This is a genomic window from Desulfomicrobium salsuginis (genome assembly GCF_054657795.1).
Genome location: NZ_BAAHYA010000002.1, coordinates 1,343,737 through 1,362,222, shown reverse-complemented (window position 1 = coordinate 1,362,222; position 18,486 = coordinate 1,343,737). Strand labels below are relative to the sequence as shown.

20 protein-coding genes are annotated in these 18,486 nt (G+C 68.1%); 7 read left to right on the top strand and 13 right to left on the bottom strand.

Annotation, left to right across the window (positions count from 1 at the left end):
- Positions 1 to 5 precede the first annotated feature (5 nt).
- Together ACYQ3G_RS13260 and ACYQ3G_RS13255 are read left to right on the top strand one after the other, a co-directional pair.
- On the top strand, positions 6 to 671 hold the full coding sequence (locus ACYQ3G_RS13260) for a potassium channel family protein (protein ID WP_459826356.1): 666 nt from the start codon (positions 6 to 8) through the stop codon (positions 669 to 671).
- 209 nt (positions 672 to 880) lie between these two features.
- Positions 881 to 1,801, top strand: coding sequence for a L,D-transpeptidase family protein (locus tag ACYQ3G_RS13255; protein ID WP_459826354.1), 921 nt, complete (start codon positions 881 to 883; stop codon positions 1,799 to 1,801).
- Position 1,802: 1 nt separating this feature from the next.
- Here ACYQ3G_RS13255 and ACYQ3G_RS13250 read toward each other — a convergent pair whose 3' ends face one another.
- A complete protein-coding gene (locus tag ACYQ3G_RS13250; protein ID WP_028575969.1) occupies positions 1,803 to 2,123 on the bottom strand; it encodes a hypothetical protein in 321 nt (106 codons plus the stop codon).
- A gap of 79 nt (positions 2,124 to 2,202) precedes the next feature.
- On the opposite strand from ACYQ3G_RS13250, the gene ACYQ3G_RS13245 reads away from it, so the two are divergent.
- The 3 genes from ACYQ3G_RS13245 (at position 2,203) to ACYQ3G_RS13235 (ending at position 4,082) form a co-directional block, all read left to right on the top strand.
- Positions 2,203 to 3,150: a L,D-transpeptidase family protein gene (locus tag ACYQ3G_RS13245; RefSeq protein ID WP_459826352.1), complete on the top strand. Its 948-nt coding sequence runs from the start codon at positions 2,203 to 2,205 to the stop codon at positions 3,148 to 3,150.
- A gap of 99 nt (positions 3,151 to 3,249) precedes the next feature.
- Positions 3,250 to 3,444: a twin-arginine translocase TatA/TatE family subunit gene (gene tatA, locus ACYQ3G_RS13240; protein WP_028575970.1), complete on the top strand. Its 195-nt coding sequence runs from the start codon at positions 3,250 to 3,252 to the stop codon at positions 3,442 to 3,444.
- A 59-nt stretch (positions 3,445 to 3,503) separates the two neighbouring features.
- Positions 3,504 to 4,082 carry a DJ-1/PfpI family protein gene (locus tag ACYQ3G_RS13235; protein ID WP_459826349.1) on the top strand — a complete coding sequence of 193 codons (579 nt, stop codon included), beginning with the start codon at positions 3,504 to 3,506 and terminating at the stop codon, positions 4,080 to 4,082.
- Between the two features lie 72 nt (positions 4,083 to 4,154).
- On the opposite strand, the gene ACYQ3G_RS13230 is transcribed toward ACYQ3G_RS13235, so the two are convergent.
- Genes ACYQ3G_RS13230 through ACYQ3G_RS13190 form a run of 9 tightly spaced genes read right to left on the bottom strand, consistent with a single transcriptional unit; the run spans position 4,155 to position 13,789 of the window.
- Positions 4,155 to 5,261 (bottom strand): pyridoxal phosphate-dependent aminotransferase, encoded by a 1,107-nt coding sequence (locus ACYQ3G_RS13230; RefSeq protein WP_459826348.1) that lies wholly within the window; start codon positions 5,259 to 5,261, stop codon positions 4,155 to 4,157.
- Positions 5,248 to 6,549, bottom strand: coding sequence for a hypothetical protein (locus tag ACYQ3G_RS13225; RefSeq protein ID WP_459826346.1), 1,302 nt, complete (start codon positions 6,547 to 6,549; stop codon positions 5,248 to 5,250). Before ACYQ3G_RS13225 ends, ACYQ3G_RS13230 begins: the two co-directional genes overlap by 14 nt.
- Positions 6,546 to 6,986, bottom strand: coding sequence for an ATP-binding protein (locus ACYQ3G_RS13220; RefSeq protein ID WP_459826344.1), 441 nt, complete (start codon positions 6,984 to 6,986; stop codon positions 6,546 to 6,548). The genes ACYQ3G_RS13225 and ACYQ3G_RS13220 overlap by 4 nt, the downstream gene beginning before the upstream one ends.
- A complete protein-coding gene (locus ACYQ3G_RS13215; protein ID WP_459826342.1) occupies positions 6,986 to 7,315 on the bottom strand; it encodes an STAS domain-containing protein in 330 nt (109 codons plus the stop codon). The genes ACYQ3G_RS13220 and ACYQ3G_RS13215 overlap by 1 nt, the downstream gene beginning before the upstream one ends.
- A gap of 10 nt (positions 7,316 to 7,325) precedes the next feature.
- Positions 7,326 to 9,275 (bottom strand): SpoIIE family protein phosphatase, encoded by a 1,950-nt coding sequence (locus ACYQ3G_RS13210; protein ID WP_459826340.1) that lies wholly within the window; start codon positions 9,273 to 9,275, stop codon positions 7,326 to 7,328.
- Positions 9,272 to 10,219 carry an ABC transporter substrate-binding protein gene (locus tag ACYQ3G_RS13205; protein WP_459826338.1) on the bottom strand — a complete coding sequence of 316 codons (948 nt, stop codon included), beginning with the start codon at positions 10,217 to 10,219 and terminating at the stop codon, positions 9,272 to 9,274. The genes ACYQ3G_RS13210 and ACYQ3G_RS13205 overlap by 4 nt, the downstream gene beginning before the upstream one ends.
- Positions 10,216 to 11,049: an FAD binding domain-containing protein gene (locus ACYQ3G_RS13200; protein WP_459826336.1), complete on the bottom strand. Its 834-nt coding sequence runs from the start codon at positions 11,047 to 11,049 to the stop codon at positions 10,216 to 10,218. Before ACYQ3G_RS13200 ends, ACYQ3G_RS13205 begins: the two co-directional genes overlap by 4 nt.
- Positions 11,046 to 11,498: a (2Fe-2S)-binding protein gene (locus tag ACYQ3G_RS13195; protein WP_459826334.1), complete on the bottom strand. Its 453-nt coding sequence runs from the start codon at positions 11,496 to 11,498 to the stop codon at positions 11,046 to 11,048. The genes ACYQ3G_RS13200 and ACYQ3G_RS13195 overlap by 4 nt, the downstream gene beginning before the upstream one ends.
- On the bottom strand, positions 11,495 to 13,789 hold the full coding sequence (locus ACYQ3G_RS13190; RefSeq protein ID WP_459826332.1) for a xanthine dehydrogenase family protein molybdopterin-binding subunit: 2,295 nt from the start codon (positions 13,787 to 13,789) through the stop codon (positions 11,495 to 11,497). The genes ACYQ3G_RS13195 and ACYQ3G_RS13190 overlap by 4 nt, the downstream gene beginning before the upstream one ends.
- Positions 13,790 to 14,085: 296 nt before the next feature.
- Here ACYQ3G_RS13190 and ACYQ3G_RS13185 point away from each other — a divergent pair, with 296 nt between their 5' ends.
- Together ACYQ3G_RS13185 and ACYQ3G_RS13180 are read left to right on the top strand one after the other, a co-directional pair.
- A complete protein-coding gene (locus tag ACYQ3G_RS13185; RefSeq protein WP_459826330.1) occupies positions 14,086 to 15,561 on the top strand; it encodes an AMP-binding protein in 1,476 nt (491 codons plus the stop codon).
- Positions 15,562 to 15,595: 34 nt separating this feature from the next.
- Positions 15,596 to 15,826 (top strand): acyl carrier protein, encoded by a 231-nt coding sequence (locus tag ACYQ3G_RS13180; RefSeq protein ID WP_459826328.1) that lies wholly within the window; start codon positions 15,596 to 15,598, stop codon positions 15,824 to 15,826.
- A 30-nt stretch (positions 15,827 to 15,856) separates the two neighbouring features.
- Here ACYQ3G_RS13180 and ACYQ3G_RS13175 read toward each other — a convergent pair whose 3' ends face one another.
- The 3 genes from ACYQ3G_RS13175 to ACYQ3G_RS13165 all read right to left on the bottom strand — a co-directional run bounded on the left by ACYQ3G_RS13175 (position 15,857) and on the right by ACYQ3G_RS13165 (position 18,474).
- Entirely contained in the window at positions 15,857 to 16,900 is a 1,044-nt protein-coding gene (locus ACYQ3G_RS13175; RefSeq protein ID WP_459826326.1) for a GNAT family N-acetyltransferase, read from the bottom strand.
- Positions 16,901 to 16,924: 24 nt separating this feature from the next.
- Entirely contained in the window at positions 16,925 to 17,527 is a 603-nt protein-coding gene (locus tag ACYQ3G_RS13170) for an MFS transporter (protein ID WP_459826324.1), read from the bottom strand.
- A 218-nt stretch (positions 17,528 to 17,745) separates the two neighbouring features.
- Complete coding sequence (locus ACYQ3G_RS13165; RefSeq protein ID WP_459826322.1) at positions 17,746 to 18,474, bottom strand: hypothetical protein; 729 nt, start codon at positions 18,472 to 18,474, stop codon at positions 17,746 to 17,748.
- Between the last annotated feature and the right edge of the window lie 12 nt (positions 18,475 to 18,486).

The window sequence follows — 18,486 nt, the reverse complement described above, 5'->3', positions numbered from 1 at the left end:
GAGCCATGAAGAAGGTGATCATCGTGGGCGGGGGAAAGGTCGGGACACACCTGGCGACGCTGCTGCTGGCCGGAGGGCATCAGGTCCGGATCATCGAGCGCCATGCCGGGGAACTCCGGGCCCTGCACGAGGCGCTGCCGGACGGGTGCGTCGTGACCGGCAGCGGCGCCGACCCGGCCGTGCTGGAGGCCACGGGCGTGAGGGACGCCGACGTCCTGGCGGCGGTGACCGGCACGGACGCCACGAACCTGGTGGCCACGAGCCTGGCGCGCTTCGAATTCGGCGTGCCGCGCACCATCGCCAGGGTCAAGGACCCGGCAAACGGCTGGATGTTCACGCCGGCCATGGGCGTGGACGCAGCCGTCAACCAGGCCGGGCTCATGGCCCAGCTCATCGCCGAGGAGATGTCCCTGGGCGGCATGACGACCCTGCTCAAGCTCTCCAGGGGCGACTGCTCCCTGGTGGAGCAGACCGTGCAACCCCATGCCCCGGCCGCGGGCAAGAGGGTCGTGGAACTGACCTTTCCGGCCGAATGCATCCTGGTCGCAGTACTGCGCGGCGGACGGCTGGTCATCCCCCACGGCGAGACCGTGCTCGTGGCGGGCGACGAGGTCATCGCCCTGGTGCACAAGTCCGCGGCGCAGGGGCTGTCGGGGATTCTCGGGGGGTGAGGGGGGCGCGAACGGTGGCGGTCCGGGGCCGGGACAGCGGCGGCCGAGTCTGGTAGGGTGGAGTTGAAAACATGGCGGAAGAGAGTCGTCGTCGGCTCGAAGCGGAAATTCCGGGACCGCAGCCGGGCCGCCCCCAGGCCCGCCGGTCCCGCGGCACGCTCGGCGCGCATCACGGCCCCGGCGGCCGTACTCGTGGGGATTGAGAAGACATGAAAAGAAAGCGTTGCCTGTTCGTCGCCGCATCGGCCCTCGTCTGGGTCCTGCTTGGGGCCTGCCCCTCCTGGGCCCTGCGCAGCTTCATGATGGAGCCCGGCACCGGCGTCTACGGTGTGACGCGCATGGTCCAGGCGCGGGAGCATGACACGCTCCTGGACATCGCCCGGGAGTTCGGCCTCGGCTACAATCAGATCGTGACCGCCAACCCGGGCATCGACCCGTGGGTGCCGCCCAGGGACAGTCTGGTGCGCCTGCCACTGACCTTCGTGCCCCCGCGCGATCACCCGGAAACGGGCTTCGTCGTCAACCTGGCCGAAATGCGCCTGTACTACTTCTTTTCAAACGGCGGCCACGACTTCTTCTTCACCGCGCCCATCGGCATCGGCCGGGAAGGGTACCTGACGGAACTGGGAGAGTACGCGGTCAAGAGCAAGACGGCCAATCCGACGTGGGTGGTGCCGGAGTCCATCCGCAGGGAGGAACCCGACCTGCCCGCCGAGGTGCCCCCCGGGCCGGACAACCCCCTGGGCGACTTCGTCTTCCGGCTCTCGCGCGGCCTCTACGGCATCCACGGGACCAACAAGCCCTGGGGGGTCGGGCGCCGGGTCAGCCACGGCTGCATCCGCATGTATCCCGAGGACGTGGGCGCGCTCTATCCGCTGGTGCCCGTCGGCGCCACAGTGATGGTCATCTACGAGCCCATCAAGTTCGGCTGGGCAGATGGGAAATTGTGGGTCCAGGTCTTCGAGGACTTCGACGGCAGGCTCGGCAATTCGCTGGCCAAGGTCATGGACGAGGTGCTCTATTACGAGACGGCCATAGGACCTCTCGAACTCGACCGCGCGGCCCTGGACAGGGCCTTGGCCGAAAAGTCGGGAGTGCCTATGGCCGTGGCGCGCCCCAGGAAGGAGTGAGCTACTTCTTCAGGGACTTGTCGAAGATGCGTTCGGCCTTGAGGGCCGCGGCCTCGGCTCGTTCGGCCGCCATCTCGGCCTTGGTTGCGGACTGTTCCGCGCTGGCGGCTGCCTTTTCGAGGCGTACGCCCTGGGCTTCGAGCCGCTGGCTGGCGGCTTCGGCCCTGGCAGCCGCGGCCTTGGCCTCTTCGGCCGACTGGCGCGTGCTCTCCAGCAGGGCCCTGTCCTCCTTGCTCAGGTTGGCGCAACCCGTGGCCCCAAACAGAAGCGCGGCAAGAAACAGTGTCATGGACAGTGTGAGAACCGTTTTTTTCGTCAACATCGTGCATCCTCCCATGCGTTGAGTGTTGCCGGTATCTTTTTAGGACTGTATGTTACTCCTCCACAATTTTCGAAGTCAATTGCTATTCCTCTTTCTGCTTGCTTTTTCCGCGTCCGGACTGCAGGCGGCAGAGCCGTCGGCCCGGCGCGTCGTTGTCGTGGACAAGGCCACGAGAGAGCTGACGCTGTACGTGGGCGGGCGGCTGGCGGCCAGTTTTCCGGTCAGCTTCGGCGTGGACCCGGTGTCGGACAAGGTCCGGGCTCATGACCTGGCCACCCCGGAGGGACTGTATTCCATCACGTACCACAAGAGCCAGACGCGCTTCCACCGCACCCTCGGCCTGTCCTACCCGAACCTGGCCGACGCCCAGCGGGGGCTGGCCTCGGGTCTGGTCTCCCCGGCGGCCTACAGGAGGATCCGCAAGGCGGTGCTCGCGTCCAGGCCGACTCCGTGCGACACGGGCCTCGGCTGCGCCGTCGCCATCCACGGCGGAGGCGTCTCCAGGCAATTCGGCGAGTTTCGGGAGCGGGACTGGACCGAGGGCTGCATCGCCCTGGACAACCGGGACATGGAGAAGCTCTTCAACCTCTGCCGGGTCGGGGACCCGGTCCTCATCTTCAACGGCGCGCGGGGCCTGTTCGGCCTTGTCAGGCCCTTCACGCAGGTGCCGGACCTGGCCGACGACGGGCTGCCGGACTGCCCGGACGGGGTCTGCGCCTACGAGGCGCGGCTGCGGACGTGGCTCGGGCCGACCGACGTGACCATCCGGGAGGGCGCAGGGTACGGCGTTTCCCTGGAGGTCGTGGTGTACGGGGAAGGGGGGGCGCCGGTCCTGGCAGTGACGGACCGCAATGCCGACGGGGAAATCTCCTTTCTGGACGGCGTGCGGGGCACGATGGCCGACGCGGCGGCCCCGGATTCGGCCTACGCCCTGCTCAGGAGCGCCGTTCTCGTCGCCCTGTTGGGCGGCGAGATTCCCGTCGTGGGGGGCGGGCGAGAGCTTGCTGTTTTCGGGCACCTCGACTAGTTCGGGAGCACCGGCCCGCAGTGCGTCACTGCAACCATCTGCAGCGGATGCGCAGGCGGGGTTCGGGTCCAATCACCCTGTTTCGCCCGGGAGGCCTTCATGTTCGGCATAGGTGTTCAGGAACTTCTGATCGTTCTGGTCATCGCCCTGTTTGTCTTCGGAGGCAAGAACCTGCCCCGCATCGGGTCCGACATGGGACGGGCCCTCAGGAATTTCAAATCCGCCATAAATACGCCCGATCCCGTCGACATCGAGCCGGTGAAGGGTCCGGAGGAAAACGGCCCCAAGGCCTGATGCTCTCTGCCGGTTTTCAGGCGTCGTCATCTTCACTCTCAACACGAGGAGATTTCGTCATGTCCAAGAAGATACTCATGCTGGTCGGCGACTATGTAGAGGATTACGAGGTCATGGTGCCGTTCCAGGCCCTGACCATGCTTGGCTACGCGGTGGAGGCCGTCTGTCCGGACAAGAAAGCCGGGGAGTTCGTGCGCACCTCCATCCACGACTTCGAGGGGGATCAGACCTACAGCGAGAAGCGCGGCCACAACTTCACGCTGAACAAGGATTTCGCCGCCGTGGATTCCGCCGAGTACGTCGGTCTGGTCGTGCCCGGCGGGCGCGCCCCGGAATACATCCGCCTCAACCCGCGGGTGCTGGAAATCGTGCGCGAGTTCAACGCGGCCGGCAAGCCCATCGCGGCCATCTGCCACGGCCCCCTGGTCCTGGTCACGGCCGGCGTGCTGCAAGGCAAGACCTGCTCGGCCTACCCGGCCTGCGGCCCGGACGTGACCTGCGCCGGCGGCCGGTACGCCGACATCGCCCTGGACAAGGCCCACGTCGACGGCAACCTGGTCACGGCCCCGGCCTGGCCCGCGCACCCGGACTGGATCGCCAAGTTCGCGGCGCTTCTGGGCGCGAAGATCTCCATCTGATCAGTTTTTTCCCGACGGGGCGGCCAGGTCCGCTCCGTCGGGACCTCGGCCTGCAACGCCGCTTTTTACCATTCAGGGGCGCAGCACGTCCCGCATGGCCCCGCAGAATACCTCCATCACCTCCTCCTGCGCGATACTGACCCTGATCCAGCCCGGAAAACGGAACCCCGTCATGGTCCGGATCATGACCCCCTTGGCCATGAGCTTGCGGTATAGCAGGGTGTCGGCCACCGGCACGCGGATCATGACGAAGTTTCCCTCCCCGCACTGGCACGGCAGATTCAGTTCCGTGCACAGGGCCTTTATCCTGTCCTTGCCCGCGGCCACCATGGCGCGCGTCCGGGCGATGAACGGCCCGTCGTTCTCCAGGGCCGCCGCCGCGGCCTGCTGGGCGAGGGAGTTGACGGAATAGACGACGTGGGTGCGGCGCACGATGTCGACCACGGCCGGGGAACCGCACAGGTAGCCGATGCGCAGGGCCGCCAGGGCGTACATCTTCGAGAAGGTGCGAAAGACGACCAGGTTGGGGTACTCGTCCAGGAGGTCCATGCCGTTGGGGAAACCGGGCTGGTCCACATATTCGAAATACGCCTCGTCCAGCACCACGATCCGCCGGCCGTTCACCGCGTCCAGGAAGCGGCGCAGGGTCCCCGTGTCCCACCAGGTGCCCGTGGGGTTGTTGGGGTTGCAGACAAAGAGGATCTTGGTGCGCTCGTCGCCGGCCGCGAGCATGCCCTTGGGGTCGAAGCCGAAATCCATGAGCGGGACCAGACGGGCCGCGATGCCGGAAAATTCGGCCACCCATTCGTAGACGGCGAAGGTCCTGTCCGCGGTGACGATGGTGTCGCCCTCGGCGCAGAAGGCCTTGATGACGCTGGTGATGAGTTCGCAGGAGCCGTTGCCGACGAGGAACTGGTCCGGCGACTTGCCGAAGCGTCCGGCCAGGATTTGCCGCAGGGCGTAGGCGTCGCCGCTGGGGTAGATGGGGGCCAGGCGGGGCGGGAAGCCCTGCACGATGCGGGCGGCTTCGGGCGGGGGGCCGAGGGGGTTCTCGTTATTGTTGAGGCGGTGCAGGTGGTCGACGCGGAAAAGCCGCATCAGCTCCTGGTCCGGCCTGCTCGGCGTGTAGACCTCGAAGCGCCAGACGTGGGCCGGCACCAGGCGTTCAAGATTCAGCATGCTGCAGCACCACCATGTCCGCCTGTCCCGCGTGGGGGAGCAGGACGCGAGGCTCGAAGCCGTTTTCCAGAAAGGCCGGGGCCAGGGCCGCCTGCCAGCCGAAGGCCAGATCCAGATGGGCCAGGATGTTGCGGTACCCTTCGGACTGGAGCAGCTGGACGTGCCCGCGCACGGTGGCGGAGGCATCCTCGCCGTCAAGCATGGGGATGATCACCGCCTGGCTGGCTTCGGGTCGGATGGACGTGGCGAAGACCGAGCGCCCGGCCACCTGTTCTCCCTGCCGGGAGGTGGGATGGATGTCGCGCACGAGGAAAAGCCGGTCGTACGTCTCCCGCAGGAAGCCTTCGAGGGCCGGGTGGGTCCATACCGCCAGGCCGTTGTCCTCGCGCATGTCCCGATACCAGACCGGAAGGGGGGCCGGCGTGCCGTCGGCCTGGGCCAGGGGCAGGGTCCCCAGCAGTTCGGCTTCACCCTCGGGCAGGTCTTCCGTGGGCATCTGGCTCAGGATGACCGCAACGGGGGTCCGGGCCACGGCGCCGACGAGACGTTCCGTCAGGCCTCGCGCGGTGGCGGCCCTCTCCCGGGTGAAGACGTACGGTCCGCAGAAGGAGACGCTGGTGGCGGACAGCGGTTCCCAGGTCATCAGGCCGCAGACCGTGCCCCCGCGGTCCAGGGCCAGGACGCCGCACAGCTCGCCGCCCCGGATCCGGTCGACCACCTTGCCCGGGGTCCTGAAGGCCGGAGGCACGAGGCGCTGGGGGTAGAGTGCCGCCGTCAGGGCGCAGGCCTCCTTGATCAGGCTCGGCTCGTCGGCCGGGAGAAACGTCACCTCGCCGCGGGGAGCGAAGCGTTCCGCCTCCCGGCTTTCGATGCCCGGATAGGAGCGGTCCATGCGCAGGCGCAGGGTCACGTTTGCGCTGTCGCGGTGCGCCTCGAAGCCGTCGCTCATGCGCGCGGCCAGGAGCAGGCCCATGGCCTGCAGGTTGTCCTCGGCGCAGGCGTCCCCGCACGCGGTGATGTTCATGGCCCAGAGGTCGGCGTCGCGGGCCGTGAAGGAAAACCGCGTGTCGACGTGACTCGCGCCGGGTTCGAGACGCAGTTCGAGGGGCGCCTTGGGGGCCAGTTCGGCGAGGTAGGCCAGCAGTTCCTCCACGGCCATGGTCAGGCGCAGGGCCTTGCCGTGGTCGAGGCCGAAAACCGCGCCGCACTGCTCGGCCACGCCCTGGACCATGGGAATCCAGGCCGGGTCCGCGTGCAGCTTCAGGGTGATGGTCTTTTCGCGTGTCATCTGCGCCCGTCCTTTGCCAGGGCGAAGCAGGCCCTGAATTCGTTCATGTCGCCGTGGCGGCGGTAGGTGCACTCGTCGGCCAGTTCCCGGACCAGGAAGATGCCCAGGCCGCCCGGCTCCCGTTCGTCGAGCCCTGCATCCAGGTCCGGAGCCTCGCGGCCGAGGGGGTCGAAGGCCACGCCCCAGTCGCGCAGGATCAGGCAGAAGCTGGCCGCATCCGGGGTGAGCAGGCAGTCCACCTCCATGTCGCCTCCGCCTTGGGGGTAGGCGTAGCTGCCGATGTTGACCACCAGTTCCTCGACCACCAGTTCGAGCCTGGCAGCCAGTTCGGCGCCGAGGCCCAGGCGAGCGCCTCGGCTGCCGACAAAGTCCTGGACCAGGGCGAGGCTTTCGAGGGTGGCCGGGATGCGCAGGCAGACGCCCCCTGTCGTTTCCATCACCCCTCCAGGGCCGCGTCCGCGGACGGGTGGATCGTGAACAGCTTCAGGAATCCCGAAACCCTGAAGACCTCGTCGACCATGCCGGACAGGCCGCAGAAGGAGAGGCTGCCGCCGGCGGCCTTGAGGCGCTTGCCGGCGGCCAGGATGCTGCGGAGTCCGGCGGAGCTGATGTACTCGAGCCCGGTCAGGTCCGCGACGTGCGTCGTGCACCCCTGTCCGAGCAGTTCCGCGCAGGCGGACTCGAAACGGGGGGCGGAGACGGCGTCCATGCGGCCGGAGCAGGTGAGCAGCGCTTTTGTCCCGACGGTCCGGGTCTGGATGTCCATGGTTGTCTCCTTATGATGGTGAAGTTCGCCCTGGGCCTGGGCCGAGATAGCGCACGGCGAGCATGGTGATGTCGTCCGACTGCTCCGCGTCTCCGGCCCAGGCGGTGACCGACGCGGACACGGCCAGGACCAGGTCGCGCGCTCCGGCGCGGGCCTGCCCGGCCACGGTTTCCAGGAGGCGGTCGTCCGAGTACAGTTCGAGGTCCGGGTTCATGGCTTCGCTCACCCCGTCGGTGGAGAGGAAGAGCGCGTCGCCGGGGACAAGGTCGAGGGTGCCGGTGCTGTAGTCGATGTCCGGCATGGCCCCGGCCATGGGCTCCTCCATGCCGGCGATCCGCTCCGGGGGAAGTCCGGCGCGCAGCAGCAGTGGGGAGGGATGCCCGGCGTTGCCGTATCCGAGCCTGCCCGTGCGCGTGTCCAGGACGGCCAGGAAGAGGGTCACGAACATGCACGAGTCGTTGTCCGCAGCCAGCTCGTCGTTGACTCTGGCCAGGATGCGGCCCGGCTCCGGCTCGCGCTCGGCCACGGCCTTGATCAGGGTCTTGGTCACGGCCATGAAGAAGGCTGCGGGCACGCCCTTGCCCGAAACGTCGCCCACCAGGAAGCAGAAGCGGTGCCCGTCGATGAAGAAGAAGTCGTAGAGGTCTCCGCCCACTTCCCGCGCGGGCAGGATGGAGGCGAAGACGTCCAGTTCGGTCCTGTCGGGGAAGGGCGGAAAGGTCTTGGGCAGGATGCCCATCTGGATGTCGTGGGCGATGCGCAGCTCGGACTCGATGCGTTCCTTGGCGGCGGTGGTCTCGGTCAGGTTCGCGATGTGCCGCTTGAGGGATGTCCGCATGCGCTCGAAGGAGGCGGCCAGATCGCCCACCTCGTCGCCCGGGGCGATGAACGGCATGGGCTGGTCGAGATCGCCCCCGGCGATGCCGGCCGCCGCACCGGTCAGGATGCGCAAGGGGCGGGTGATGGAGCCCGAGACCAGCAGGACCACCCCGGCCAGGACCGCGAACCCGGCCAGACCGATACCGGCCATGACGCGGGTCAGCCGGTTCACGCCGGCCAGCAGTTCGTCCTTGGGCAGTACCACGCCGAGGGACCAGTGCTCGTCAGGCAACGGCTGGAAGGAAACGAAGGCGGCGCCCACGCCGGGGAAGTCGGAAAATTCGACGAACCCGGACCTGCCGGAGACCATCTCCGTGCCGAGCTCCCGCAGGGGCGGGTGGTTCAGCTCTTCGGCATGGGTGAAGATCGTCTCGTTCATGATCAGTTCCGCGTCGGGGTGGGCGATGTAGGCCCCGTAGCGCGAGAGCAGAAAGACGTGCCCGTTGTCCGAGACCCGGATGGAGGAGATCATGCGCTGCAGCCAATCGAGGTTGACGTCGGCCGTGACGACGCCCGTGAGCTGCAGACCCCGGGGCGTCACCCGCGCGAAGGGGGCGGAGTAGGTGACCATGAGGGCTTTGCCGCCGCCCTCGTCGAAATAGGGTTCGGTCCAGATGGGTTGATTGAGCTCCCTGGCCAGCTGGTACCAGTCCATGGCGAAGTAGTTGTAATCCGCTCCGCCGAGGGTGGTGGAGGTGACGTGGCTGTCCTGCCTGAAGGAGAAGGGGGCGAAGAACCGGCGGCCGGCTTGAAAGGCGTGGGGCTCGAAAGCGATGGCCGAGCCGAAGATGCCGGGGTTGCTGAAGAGAATGCGGCGGGTCAGGTCGCGCAGCTCGCTTTCCCGCATGTCCGCGTCCTCCAGGGTGGCGGCCACGGTTTCCGTGACCTTGGCCGTGGCCTTGAGCTGGGCGCTGATGCGGCCGGCCGTGGACTGGGCCAGCAGCGCCCCGTTTTCGCGGGCCATGTCGACCATGGTCCGTCTGGAGGACTCGAAGGCGTAACCCGCCACGAGGACGACGATGGCCGTGACACAGGCCAGGATCAGCAGCGACAGGCGGGTGGCGATGGCCATGCGTTTCATGGCCCGGGCTCCATGACGAAATCCGCGTAACCGGGCGGGTCGGAGATGAAACCCTGTTCCACGAGGGCGGCGGTCGCGGCCTCGAAGTCGGCGCGGTCCAGGTTCAGTCGCGGGGCGCCCCCGGCCAGGATGATGTCCTGCATGCGGGCCAGCATCCAGCGCTGGTGGGCCCGGTTGGCCCTGACCTTGTGCTCCTTCATGCGCCGGACGACCAGTTCCAGGGCCTCTTCGGGATGGGCGAAGACGTAAGTCCACCCTTCCAGGGTGGCCTGGGCCACGGCCCGCGCCGCAGTCGGGTCGCGTTCGTAGGTCTCGCGCAGGCAGTAGAGCCCGTCCTCCGGGAAGTTGAGGTCCAGGTCGCGGAAAAAGAAGGCGGTCATGTCCTTTTCATCCAGGCCGTAGGACATGAGGGTGTGGTATTCATTATACCACATGGCCGACACGGCATCGAGGCCGCCGCGCATGAAGAGGTCCATGGACGGCGCCTGCTCCACGACCTCCACCTCGATGCCGAGGCGCTTGAATAGGGCGCGGGGCTGGATCTGGAAATCCGGACCCCACATGCCCACGCGCCGCCCCTGCAGGTCGTTCAGGGATCGCACGCCCGAGTCCTTGCGGGCCACGAGCATCAGGGCCGACTGGTGCACGATCTGGCCGATGTGGACCAGGTCCATGCCGGAGGCGCGGCGTTCGAGGGCCGTGGACAGGAACATGGTCGCGAATTCGGCCCGGCCTTCGGCCAGGTGCCGGGAGACGTTGATGTCCGGGCCGCCTGGCACAATTTCCAGGTCGACTCCACGGCGGGCGTAGAAGCCTTTCTCTTCGGCCATGAGGACGCCGGCGAACTGGGCCTGGGGCAGCCAGTGCAGGACCAGACGCTGCGTCCCGGCCTGCGCCGCCCCGCAGAGGACGACGAAAAGGACCGTCAGGAGGGCCGCCCTCATGGCCGGTGTGCCTCGAGACGCAGAAGCAGGTTGGCGGCCACCTGCCGCCTGTAGTCGGCCGTGGCGCGGACGTCGCTGACGGGGTGCACCGCGGCGCGCACAAGTTCGGCCGCCTGCGTCAGGTTGTCCGCGGTCAGTTCGCGTCCGGCCAGCCACTCCTCGGCTTCGCGGCAGCGCAGCACCGTGGGGGCGACGCTGCCCAGGGCCAGGCTGATGCGGCGGATGCGCCCGCCGTCCAACTCGAGGCAGGCCGCCAGACTGGCCACGCTGATGGCCAGGGCCCGTCTCCGGCCTATCTTCTCGAAGTGCTGGACGGCTCTGGACTCCGGCAGCGGGACGCACACGGCGGCGAGGATTTCGCCGGGCCGCAGGACCGTCCGTCCCGGTCCGGTGATGAAATCCTCCACGGGGACTGCGCGGGTCGAGGACCGGGAGGCGAGTTCGAGGGTCGCCCCCAGGGCGTACAGTGCGGGCAGCGTGTCTCCGGCCGGGGAGGCGGTGCAGATGTTGCCGCCCAGGGTGGCCTGGTTGCGGACCAGAGGGGAACCGAGCCGGCGGACGGACGCGCCCAGCAGTGGCAGCCCGGCGGCGATGTCCCTGCATTCGAGCAGCTCCGTCAGGGTCGTGGTCGAGCCGATGCGTACGATACGACCGGACACGGACACGCCGCGCAGGGCAGGGATGCGTTCCAGGCAGCAGATGGGGCCGGCCGGCAGGCCGGCGCGGAGCCCGACAAGGAGGTCCGTGCCTCCGGCCATGACCCGCGCCTGCGGGTCATTCAGGAGGGGCCACAGCGCGTCCAGGGAGGAGGGCAGGTGCACGCGCCTCATCGCTCGGCCTTTTCCACGGCGTCGAGGATGCGCGAGTAGCCCGTGCAGCGGCACAGGTTCCCGGACAGCCCCTCGCGGATGTCATCCCTGGACGGGTCGGGGTTGCGGGCCAGCAGGTCCGCTGCCGCCACGACCATGCCCGGCGTGCAGAATCCGCACTGCACGGCCCCGTGCTCGGCGAAGGCGCGCTGCAGCGCGTGCGGCCGGTCCGGAGTCCCCAGACCCTCGATGGTGGTCAGGACCGCGCCGTCGAGCTGGGCGGCGAGGGTCAGGCAGGACAGCCGGGCCCGGCCGTTCAGCAGGACCGCGCAGGCCCCGCATTCGCCGGTGCCGCAGCCTTCCTTGGTTCCGGTCAGGCCGAGGTCTTCGCGGATGATGTCCACGGCCCGCTCGTCCCCCCGCACGTCGCGCTCCACGTCCCGGCCGTTGACGCTGAAATGGATGATCATGCCCGTTCTCCGGCTGAAAGAAGGTGCAGCACCGTTTCCGGCGTTATGGGGGCCCGGACCGCGTATCCTCCCAGGGCGTCGGACAGGGCCGAGGCCACGGCCGGGAGGGGCCCGTTCAGGCCTACCTCGCCGACGCCCTTCATGCCGAAGGGGCCGCTATGCTCCAGGGTTTCCACGGCCAGTGAGCGCGTGTCCGGCAGGTCCATGCTGGTGGGGATGAGATACGTGGACAGGTCCCGGGTGGCGACTTGGCCGTCCGAGGTCGCGAAGTCCTCCAGCAGCGCGAAGCCCAGCCCCTGGGCGACGCCGCCCTCGATCTGCTGGTGGAAATTTTGCGGGTTGAGGACGCGCCCGCCGTCCGTGGCGGCCAGATAGTCGCAGACCCGGACCGCGCCCGTCAGCTCGTCGATCTCGATCCGCACGAGGTGGGCCGCGTAGGGGAAGATCAGATGCGGAAAGCCCAGAGCGAAGTCCTTGCCCGTGTCCGGCACCTCGCGGGACACGGGCATGAGATATTCGGCCACGCAGATGCGGTCGTCGCGCGTGAGCATGGCGCCCAGGGAGGACAGGGGCAGCTCCCGGCCCGTGGGCAGATGCCGGACCGCGCCGGGCACCAGGGTGAAGCCGCCGGGCTCGTCGATCATCAGCGCCAGCGCGGCGCGGCGGATCAGCTTGGAAGCCATGAGTTCGCAGGCCTGGATCAGGGCCTTGCCGAAGGTGTAGGTCGTGCGCCCGGCCGCGGCCGACCCAGACGGGTGGGCCAGCTCCGTGTCCGGCTGGACGACGCACAGGCGGCCGGCGTCCTGGCAGAGGGTCTCCCCCGCGATCTGGGCGTAGGTGGAGGCGTTGCCCTGTCCCATGTCGCTCACGCCGCTGTAGATGGTGAAAGATCCTTCGGGCGTGAGTTCGATCTTGGCGATGGCGTTGTCGGCCAGCCCCCGGCCGTAGCCCATGCCGTTGAACACGGCGGCGACGCCCACGCCCCGGCGCGTGAAGCGGGGGGCGGCCTTTTTCCAGGCCTGCCTGGAGGTCCAGAGCTCGTCTTCGCGCAGGCGGCGCAGGCATTCGTCCAGCCCCGTGGAGGCGGTCAGGGTCACGCCGGAGCAGTTGCGGTCCCCCCTGCGCAGGGCGTTCTGGCGGCGCAGGTCCAGGCGGTCCCGGCCGAGGCGGTCGGCCAGGCGGTCCATCATGCCCTCGAAGGCGAAGCTGACCTGGGCCACGCCGAAGCCCCGGAAGGCTCCGGCCACGGGATTGTTGGTGTACACGCACCAGCCCCTGCAATCCATGCTGCCGATCCGGTACGGCCCGGCGGCGTGCTCCATGCCCAGTTCCATGATCTCCCCGCCCAGGTGGGCGTAGGCTCCGGTGTCGAACCACAGTCGGCAACGCAGGGCTTCGAGGGTGCCGTCGGCCATGGCCCCCAGGGTGTACTCCAGGCGCGCGGCGTGGCGCTTGTAGCCGGCCAGGAAGCTCTCCTCGCGGTCCCACCACATCTTGATCCACCGCCCCGGCAGGCGCATGGCGGCCAGGCCCAGCAGGCACTGCACCGTGCTGCCGTCCTTGCCCCCGAACCCTCCGCCCAGAAAGGGGCTCTCGATGCGGATCTTCCATGGCGCAAGGCCCAGGGCGTGGCCGATCTCGAAACGGTCCCGAAACGGCGCCTGGGTGGAAACCGTCATGTGGAGGACGCCGTCCTCGTCCATGCGGGCCACGCCGTTTTCCGTTTCCAGAAAGGCGTGGGCCTGGGAGGGGGTGAAAAAGGTTTCCTCAAGGATCACGTCACATTTTTTCAAGGAGGCCTCGGCGTCTCCCTTGAGGATTTCGGCGGTCAGCAGCAGGTTGGAGCCGTGGCCTTGATGGATCAGCGGGGCGTTTTCGGCCAGGGCAGCGTCCACGTCGCAGACGGCGGGCAGGGGGTCGATGCTCACGCCGATGAGGTCAAGGGCCCTGCGCAGCACGTCGCGGCTGTCCGCCACCACCAGAGCCACCGGGTCCCCGGCGTGGCGGACCCTGCTGCCGCACAGCACGGGCATGTCCTTGTGCACGATGCCCTGACGGTTGGTGCCCGGAACGTCGGCCCGGGTCAGCACCCGGTGCACTCCCGGAAGGCTCGCGGCCCGGGCCGTGTCGATCTCGCGGATCAGGCCGTGGGGGACGCCGGCGCGCCGGACCCCGGCCCAGAGCATGCCTGGCGGGTAGTGATCCGTGCTGAAACGCTCGGCTCCGCAGGCCTTGGACAGGGCGTCCAGGCGCGGGCGGGCGGGGCCGATGTCGTAGGGTCCGTGTGGCATGGACGCTCCTTGATGGGAAAAACTGAAAAACTCTGCGAAAAAAAAACGCTTTCTGTCAACACAAGGCGCTGTCCGCACCGTGCGCGGCTGCCGTGCAGGAACCCCGCCGCAAGCTGCCGTCATTGTGCGGACCGCGGAAAATGTGTACGAGGCAATGCGCCGCGCTGCCTCGTCGTCGGCAGATTCCGGCGCTTCGCCGGGGGCGGGGCCGGGAGCCCGGCGGAGAAATCCGTTCCGGGCGGAATTGTCCGGGCGAGTCGCTCCGTGTCCGGTCAGGGAAAACGTCAGGGGGATTCATGGATTCGAACAGTGTCTTGTCCATTCTCGAAGGCCACGCGGCACGCCATCCGTCCAAGGCGGCGCTGATCTTCGAAGGGCGATTGGTGAGCTACGACCGGCTGGTGCGGGACATCCGCGTCCTGGCCGGCGAACTGCTGCGCAGGGACGTGGTCCCGGGCGACAGGGTGGCCCTGCTGCTGCCGGACAGCCCGGCCCTGGTGACGTGGTTTTTGGCCGCCCTGGCCGTCGGGGCCGTGGCCGTGCCCATCAACGAGCGCGTCAGCCTGGCCGACCGGGACTTCATCCTGCACGATGCCGGGCCCCGTCTGCTCGTGCTCTGCGCCGGGCGGGGTCACGACACGTCCTGGCAAGGACCGGTCCTGGAAACCGATCCGGGCGAACCCGCCGGCCGGCCGGATGCATCTTCCGCTCCGTTGCGGACCGCCGCCGGCAGGGACAGTTCCGGCTTCATGCTCTACACGTCCGGTTCGACGGGCAGGCCCAAGGGCGTGCCGCACGACTGCGACGACCTGGCCGTGCCGCCGCACACCTTCGCACCGGCCGTGCTGGGCGACGCGGCAGACGACATTTTCCTGTCCTCCAGTAAGATGCCCTTCGCCTACGGACTGGGCGTCCAGATCGGACTGGCCCTGGGAGCGGGCGCAACCCTGGTCCTCAATCCGGGTCCGCCCGATCCGGAAGAGATCATGGGCCTTGTGGCCAGGCACCGGGTCAGCGTCTTCTTTTCCGTTCCCACGGTCTACCAGTCCCTGCTGCGCGCGCGTTCGGGCGGGGAAGACATGTCGTCCCTGCGTCTGTGTTATTCGGCGGGGGAGGCGCTGCCCGCCCCCGTGTTCACGGAGGTGCGGGACTGGCTCGGGGTGGACATTTTCGACGGACTGGGCACAACCGAATCGGGCTTCGTCTTCCTGTCCAACCTGCCGGGATCGGCGTTCGCCGGAACCCTGGGCCGCGTTGTGCCCGGCTATGAGGTCCGTCTTGTGGACGAGCGCGGTGAAGACGTCCCTTCGGGCACGCCCGGACGCCTGCGCGTGCGCGGTCCGGGGCTGGCGCGGGGCTATTGGAACCGGCCCGAGTCCACGGCCAAGGCCATGCTGCCGGGAGGCTGGCTCGAAACCGGCGACTTGTGCGTGGAGGAGGACGGGTTCTACCGGTACCAGGGCCGGGCCGACGACATGATCAAGTCGGGCGGGCTGTGGGTTTCGCCGATCCTGGTCGAGGACTGCCTGCAGACGCACCCGGCCGTGGCCGAGTGCTGCGTCGCCCGCTGCACGCTGCACGGTCTGGACTACCCGGCGGCCTTTGTGGTGCCCCCGGCCGGGGTCGAAGCCGACGGCAGGCTGGCCCAGGCCTTGCGGCGCCACGTCCGCGAGCGTCTCCCCAAACACATGGTCCCGGCCATGGTCGAATTTCTGCCGTCCCTCCCGCGCACGGCCACCGGCAAGATCCAGCGTCACAAATTGCGGCGATGAGGCCGCTGTCACCAGCTACACCAAGGAGATGACCATGACTGTCACCCGCGAAGAGTTGTTCGATCTTTTCCTGGACGCCGGCGTTGAGCCGGATGTCGTCGACGGGCTCGACCCCAGCCAGCCCCTGTCCAGGCAGGGCGTCGATTCCGTCGATTACCCGGCCATCCTGCTGGCCATCGCGGACCGGTTCAAGGTCAGCATCAGCGAAAAAGAGGCGTGCGAGCTGAAGACTCTCGAAGATTTCGAGAAGCGCCTGAACAGGTAGGCTGCGGGCCGGGGAGACCCGGCCCGGTTTTCAGGTCGCCAGGGACTCCCGGTCGGCCCGGATGAAGGCGAACAGTTTTTTGGCCTCGTCGCCGAGCAGCCTGGGCAGGGAGAAGTCCGGCTCGGCCGGGAGCTTCTGCAGCAGGAGCACGTCGGTGCCGGTCCAGAGCGGGAGCACGCCGGCGTAGAAATAGCCCCGTGCGCGGGCCGTTTCCACGGCTTCCGGCAGGGCCGGATGGGCCAGCGGCAAGTGCAGGTGGTACGCGTGGCGGCCCGGGTGACGGGTTTCGAAGGCGTCGATGGCGGCCTGCATGTCCGTTCCCGGTTCGTGGACCAGGAGCTTGGCCAGGGACGCCGCATCCATGGCGGTCGAGGTGCAGCGTGTCGCTCCGGTGGCCGGCAGGGGTACGCCCGGACTGCGTTTCAGTCCTGCCGCGGCGTAGATGTCCTGGATGAACCGGGCGTAGCGCTTGGGCAGGTGGACGGTGTGTGGTCGGTCGCGAAAGACGCGCATGGCGTTGAGGAGCGAAATCCGCCCGCCGACCCCGTCGATGCTCTCCTCGGGCCTTGGCGGCATGGCTTCCAGTTCCATGGCGTAGTAGCCGTAGGCGAATTTTCGCACCATCTTCTGCGTGCTCAGCAGATCACATACGCACTGTCCGAACACGGCATTGAGGCCGAGTTCCTGTGGCAGGGAGTCGATCGTCGCCGCGGTCAGGTTCACGGCCAGGAACCCGCTGCGGTATCCGGGCAGGACCATGAGCCCTCCCGATTCCATGATGCCCTCGAAAGGGGCGGCCCGGAACAGGGCCGAAACTCCGACCACGTCTCCGGACGGGGTGCGAGCCACGTACTGGTACAGGTCCGGCCCCGCGTTCGCGGCCGCGATGCTGGCCGGGTCGTAGACATAGTCCAGGGGGAAGTTCTCCCCGTAGACGGCGAAATACAGCCGGGCCACGCCCTCGGCGTCTTCGGGCCTGAACGGGGCGATATTCACGTCCTGGCCGGGTTCGATGGTCCCGGGGTTGGCGCGGAGCCAGTCCAGGCATTCCTGTCGGGTTCTGGTGGGGTGCATCGGGTTTGTTCCTTGGCGGAAGGTTCAGGAATGGGTCGGCGGGTCCTGGGCCGTGCTGCGGTGCACGAGCAGGCCGGCGCCGAGGGCCATGGCCGCGGAGAGCCGGAAGAGCCAGGCGTGGGGCAGGCCGGCGCTGGGCACGACGCGCAGCAGGAATTCCATGAGCGGGGGCATGACGGCGAAGGGCAGCATGGTGGTCAAAGAAAAGATGCCGAAGCCCCGGCCGCTTGCGGAAGGCGGGATGAAGTGGACGAGCAGCGCCGTGGTCGCCGAGACCAGGGCCACGAAGGCCGCGCCGTGAAAGATCCGCAGGCAGACGAGGGACGCCGTGTCCCTGGCCAGGCAGTAGCCGAGCAGGGCCAGAGCGGTCATGACCAGGCTCGCGCACATGACCGGCAGGGCGTTGCCGGGCCCGAGCCTGGGGCTGATGAGCGGACGCAGGACCAGGGCGGTCAGAGGTTCGAGGGCCAGAATCCAGCCGGACCAGAAGGGCGAAATCCCGATGGAGATGAGGTAGGGATACAGGCCGTAGAACACGGCGATATTGCCGAAGCCGAACAGGGCCACCGCGCACAGGGACAGAAAGGGGTACGAGAAGAGGGCTGCGCCATGTGCACACGAAGGCATTGCATGTTCCTGAAACGGTTGCTGATGACCAGCCCATAACCGGATTGGCCGTCCTTTGCCAGAGGGAAGGGTACGCGCCCCAAAGGGATGGCGGGCCGGGCCCGGCCGGGCGAAGATCGTGACGGACTGCAGTGGCGGGCTTTGTGGAGGTCGAAAAAACAAAGGGACCGGACTCCGTGTCCGATCCCTTGAACGATGATCAGCGAGATGGCGAGGTGCTACTTCTTTCCGCCGCCGTTGCCTCCACCATTTCCACCACCATTTCCACCGCCGTTGCCGCCGCCGTTACCACCGCCGTTGCCGCCGCCGTTACCGCCGCCCTTGCCGTTGCCACCGGCGTTACCTCCACCCTTGCCGTTTCCTCCTGCCTTGCCGCCCTTGCCCGATGAAGCGGACGCCGCGTCGCTGGATTTGCCCGTGGCGGTGTTGCGCGTTGTCAGGCCGTACGCGTTGCCATAGCTGTTCATGGCGCGGTTGCGGTTGGCCACGCTCTTGCCGATGGTGCTGGGATGCACGCCAAGCTCCTGCGCGATTTGGCCCCAGCCCATGTCGAGGCTGCGCATGGCCGCCACATCCGCTGCGGTGACGTCGACTGCGGCCGCCGCAGTCGCGGCGTTGAAATTCTTCACCGCCGTGTCGTACGCGGAGAGCGCGTCCGCAGCAGCCTGCTCAAGAGCCGGGTCGCCGGGGGTTGCGGCCAGATTCGCGTTCGCCTGCTCCAAGTCTGCCGTGGCGTCGGCGAGGTCGGCCGTGGCATCGGCGAGCTCTGCATCGGCTTTTTCCGTTGCGGCCGCAGCCAGCCCTTCGGCAATGCTCGACTGTGTCGGGTTGCTGAAGGCCGGTGCGGGGGCGTCGCCGGGATCATCCGTTTCCTGGGCCATGACCGGAAGGGCCGACAGGGTTGTCAGCAGCATTGCGGCCAGAAAATACTTGAGGATGGTACGCATGGTGATTCTCCT

Coding starts and splice junctions, on each gene's coding strand:
- tatA (WP_028575970.1), top strand. CDS start 3,250: ATGTTCGGCATAGGTGTTCAGGAACTTCTGATCGTTCTGGTCATCGCC.
- ACYQ3G_RS13200 (WP_459826336.1), bottom strand. CDS start 11,049: ATGAGGCGCGTGCACCTGCCCTCCTCCCTGGACGCGCTGTGGCCCCTC.
- ACYQ3G_RS13180 (WP_459826328.1), top strand. CDS start 15,596: ATGACTGTCACCCGCGAAGAGTTGTTCGATCTTTTCCTGGACGCCGGC.
- ACYQ3G_RS13195 (WP_459826334.1), bottom strand. CDS start 11,498: ATGATCATCCATTTCAGCGTCAACGGCCGGGACGTGGAGCGCGACGTG.
- ACYQ3G_RS13170 (WP_459826324.1), bottom strand. CDS start 17,527: ATGCCTTCGTGTGCACATGGCGCAGCCCTCTTCTCGTACCCCTTTCTG.
- ACYQ3G_RS13215 (WP_459826342.1), bottom strand. CDS start 7,315: ATGGACATCCAGACCCGGACCGTCGGGACAAAAGCGCTGCTCACCTGC.
- ACYQ3G_RS13185 (WP_459826330.1), top strand. CDS start 14,086: ATGGATTCGAACAGTGTCTTGTCCATTCTCGAAGGCCACGCGGCACGC.
- ACYQ3G_RS13175 (WP_459826326.1), bottom strand. CDS start 16,900: ATGCACCCCACCAGAACCCGACAGGAATGCCTGGACTGGCTCCGCGCC.
- ACYQ3G_RS13255 (WP_459826354.1), top strand. CDS start 881: ATGAAAAGAAAGCGTTGCCTGTTCGTCGCCGCATCGGCCCTCGTCTGG.
- ACYQ3G_RS13210 (WP_459826340.1), bottom strand. CDS start 9,275: ATGAAACGCATGGCCATCGCCACCCGCCTGTCGCTGCTGATCCTGGCC.
- ACYQ3G_RS13205 (WP_459826338.1), bottom strand. CDS start 10,219: ATGAGGGCGGCCCTCCTGACGGTCCTTTTCGTCGTCCTCTGCGGGGCG.
- ACYQ3G_RS13250 (WP_028575969.1), bottom strand. CDS start 2,123: ATGTTGACGAAAAAAACGGTTCTCACACTGTCCATGACACTGTTTCTT.
- ACYQ3G_RS13230 (WP_459826348.1), bottom strand. CDS start 5,261: ATGCTGAATCTTGAACGCCTGGTGCCGGCCCACGTCTGGCGCTTCGAG.
- ACYQ3G_RS13235 (WP_459826349.1), top strand. CDS start 3,504: ATGTCCAAGAAGATACTCATGCTGGTCGGCGACTATGTAGAGGATTAC.
- ACYQ3G_RS13260 (WP_459826356.1), top strand. CDS start 6: ATGAAGAAGGTGATCATCGTGGGCGGGGGAAAGGTCGGGACACACCTG.
- ACYQ3G_RS13190 (WP_459826332.1), bottom strand. CDS start 13,789: ATGCCACACGGACCCTACGACATCGGCCCCGCCCGCCCGCGCCTGGAC.
- ACYQ3G_RS13225 (WP_459826346.1), bottom strand. CDS start 6,549: ATGACACGCGAAAAGACCATCACCCTGAAGCTGCACGCGGACCCGGCC.
- ACYQ3G_RS13220 (WP_459826344.1), bottom strand. CDS start 6,986: ATGGAAACGACAGGGGGCGTCTGCCTGCGCATCCCGGCCACCCTCGAA.
- ACYQ3G_RS13165 (WP_459826322.1), bottom strand. CDS start 18,474: ATGCGTACCATCCTCAAGTATTTTCTGGCCGCAATGCTGCTGACAACC.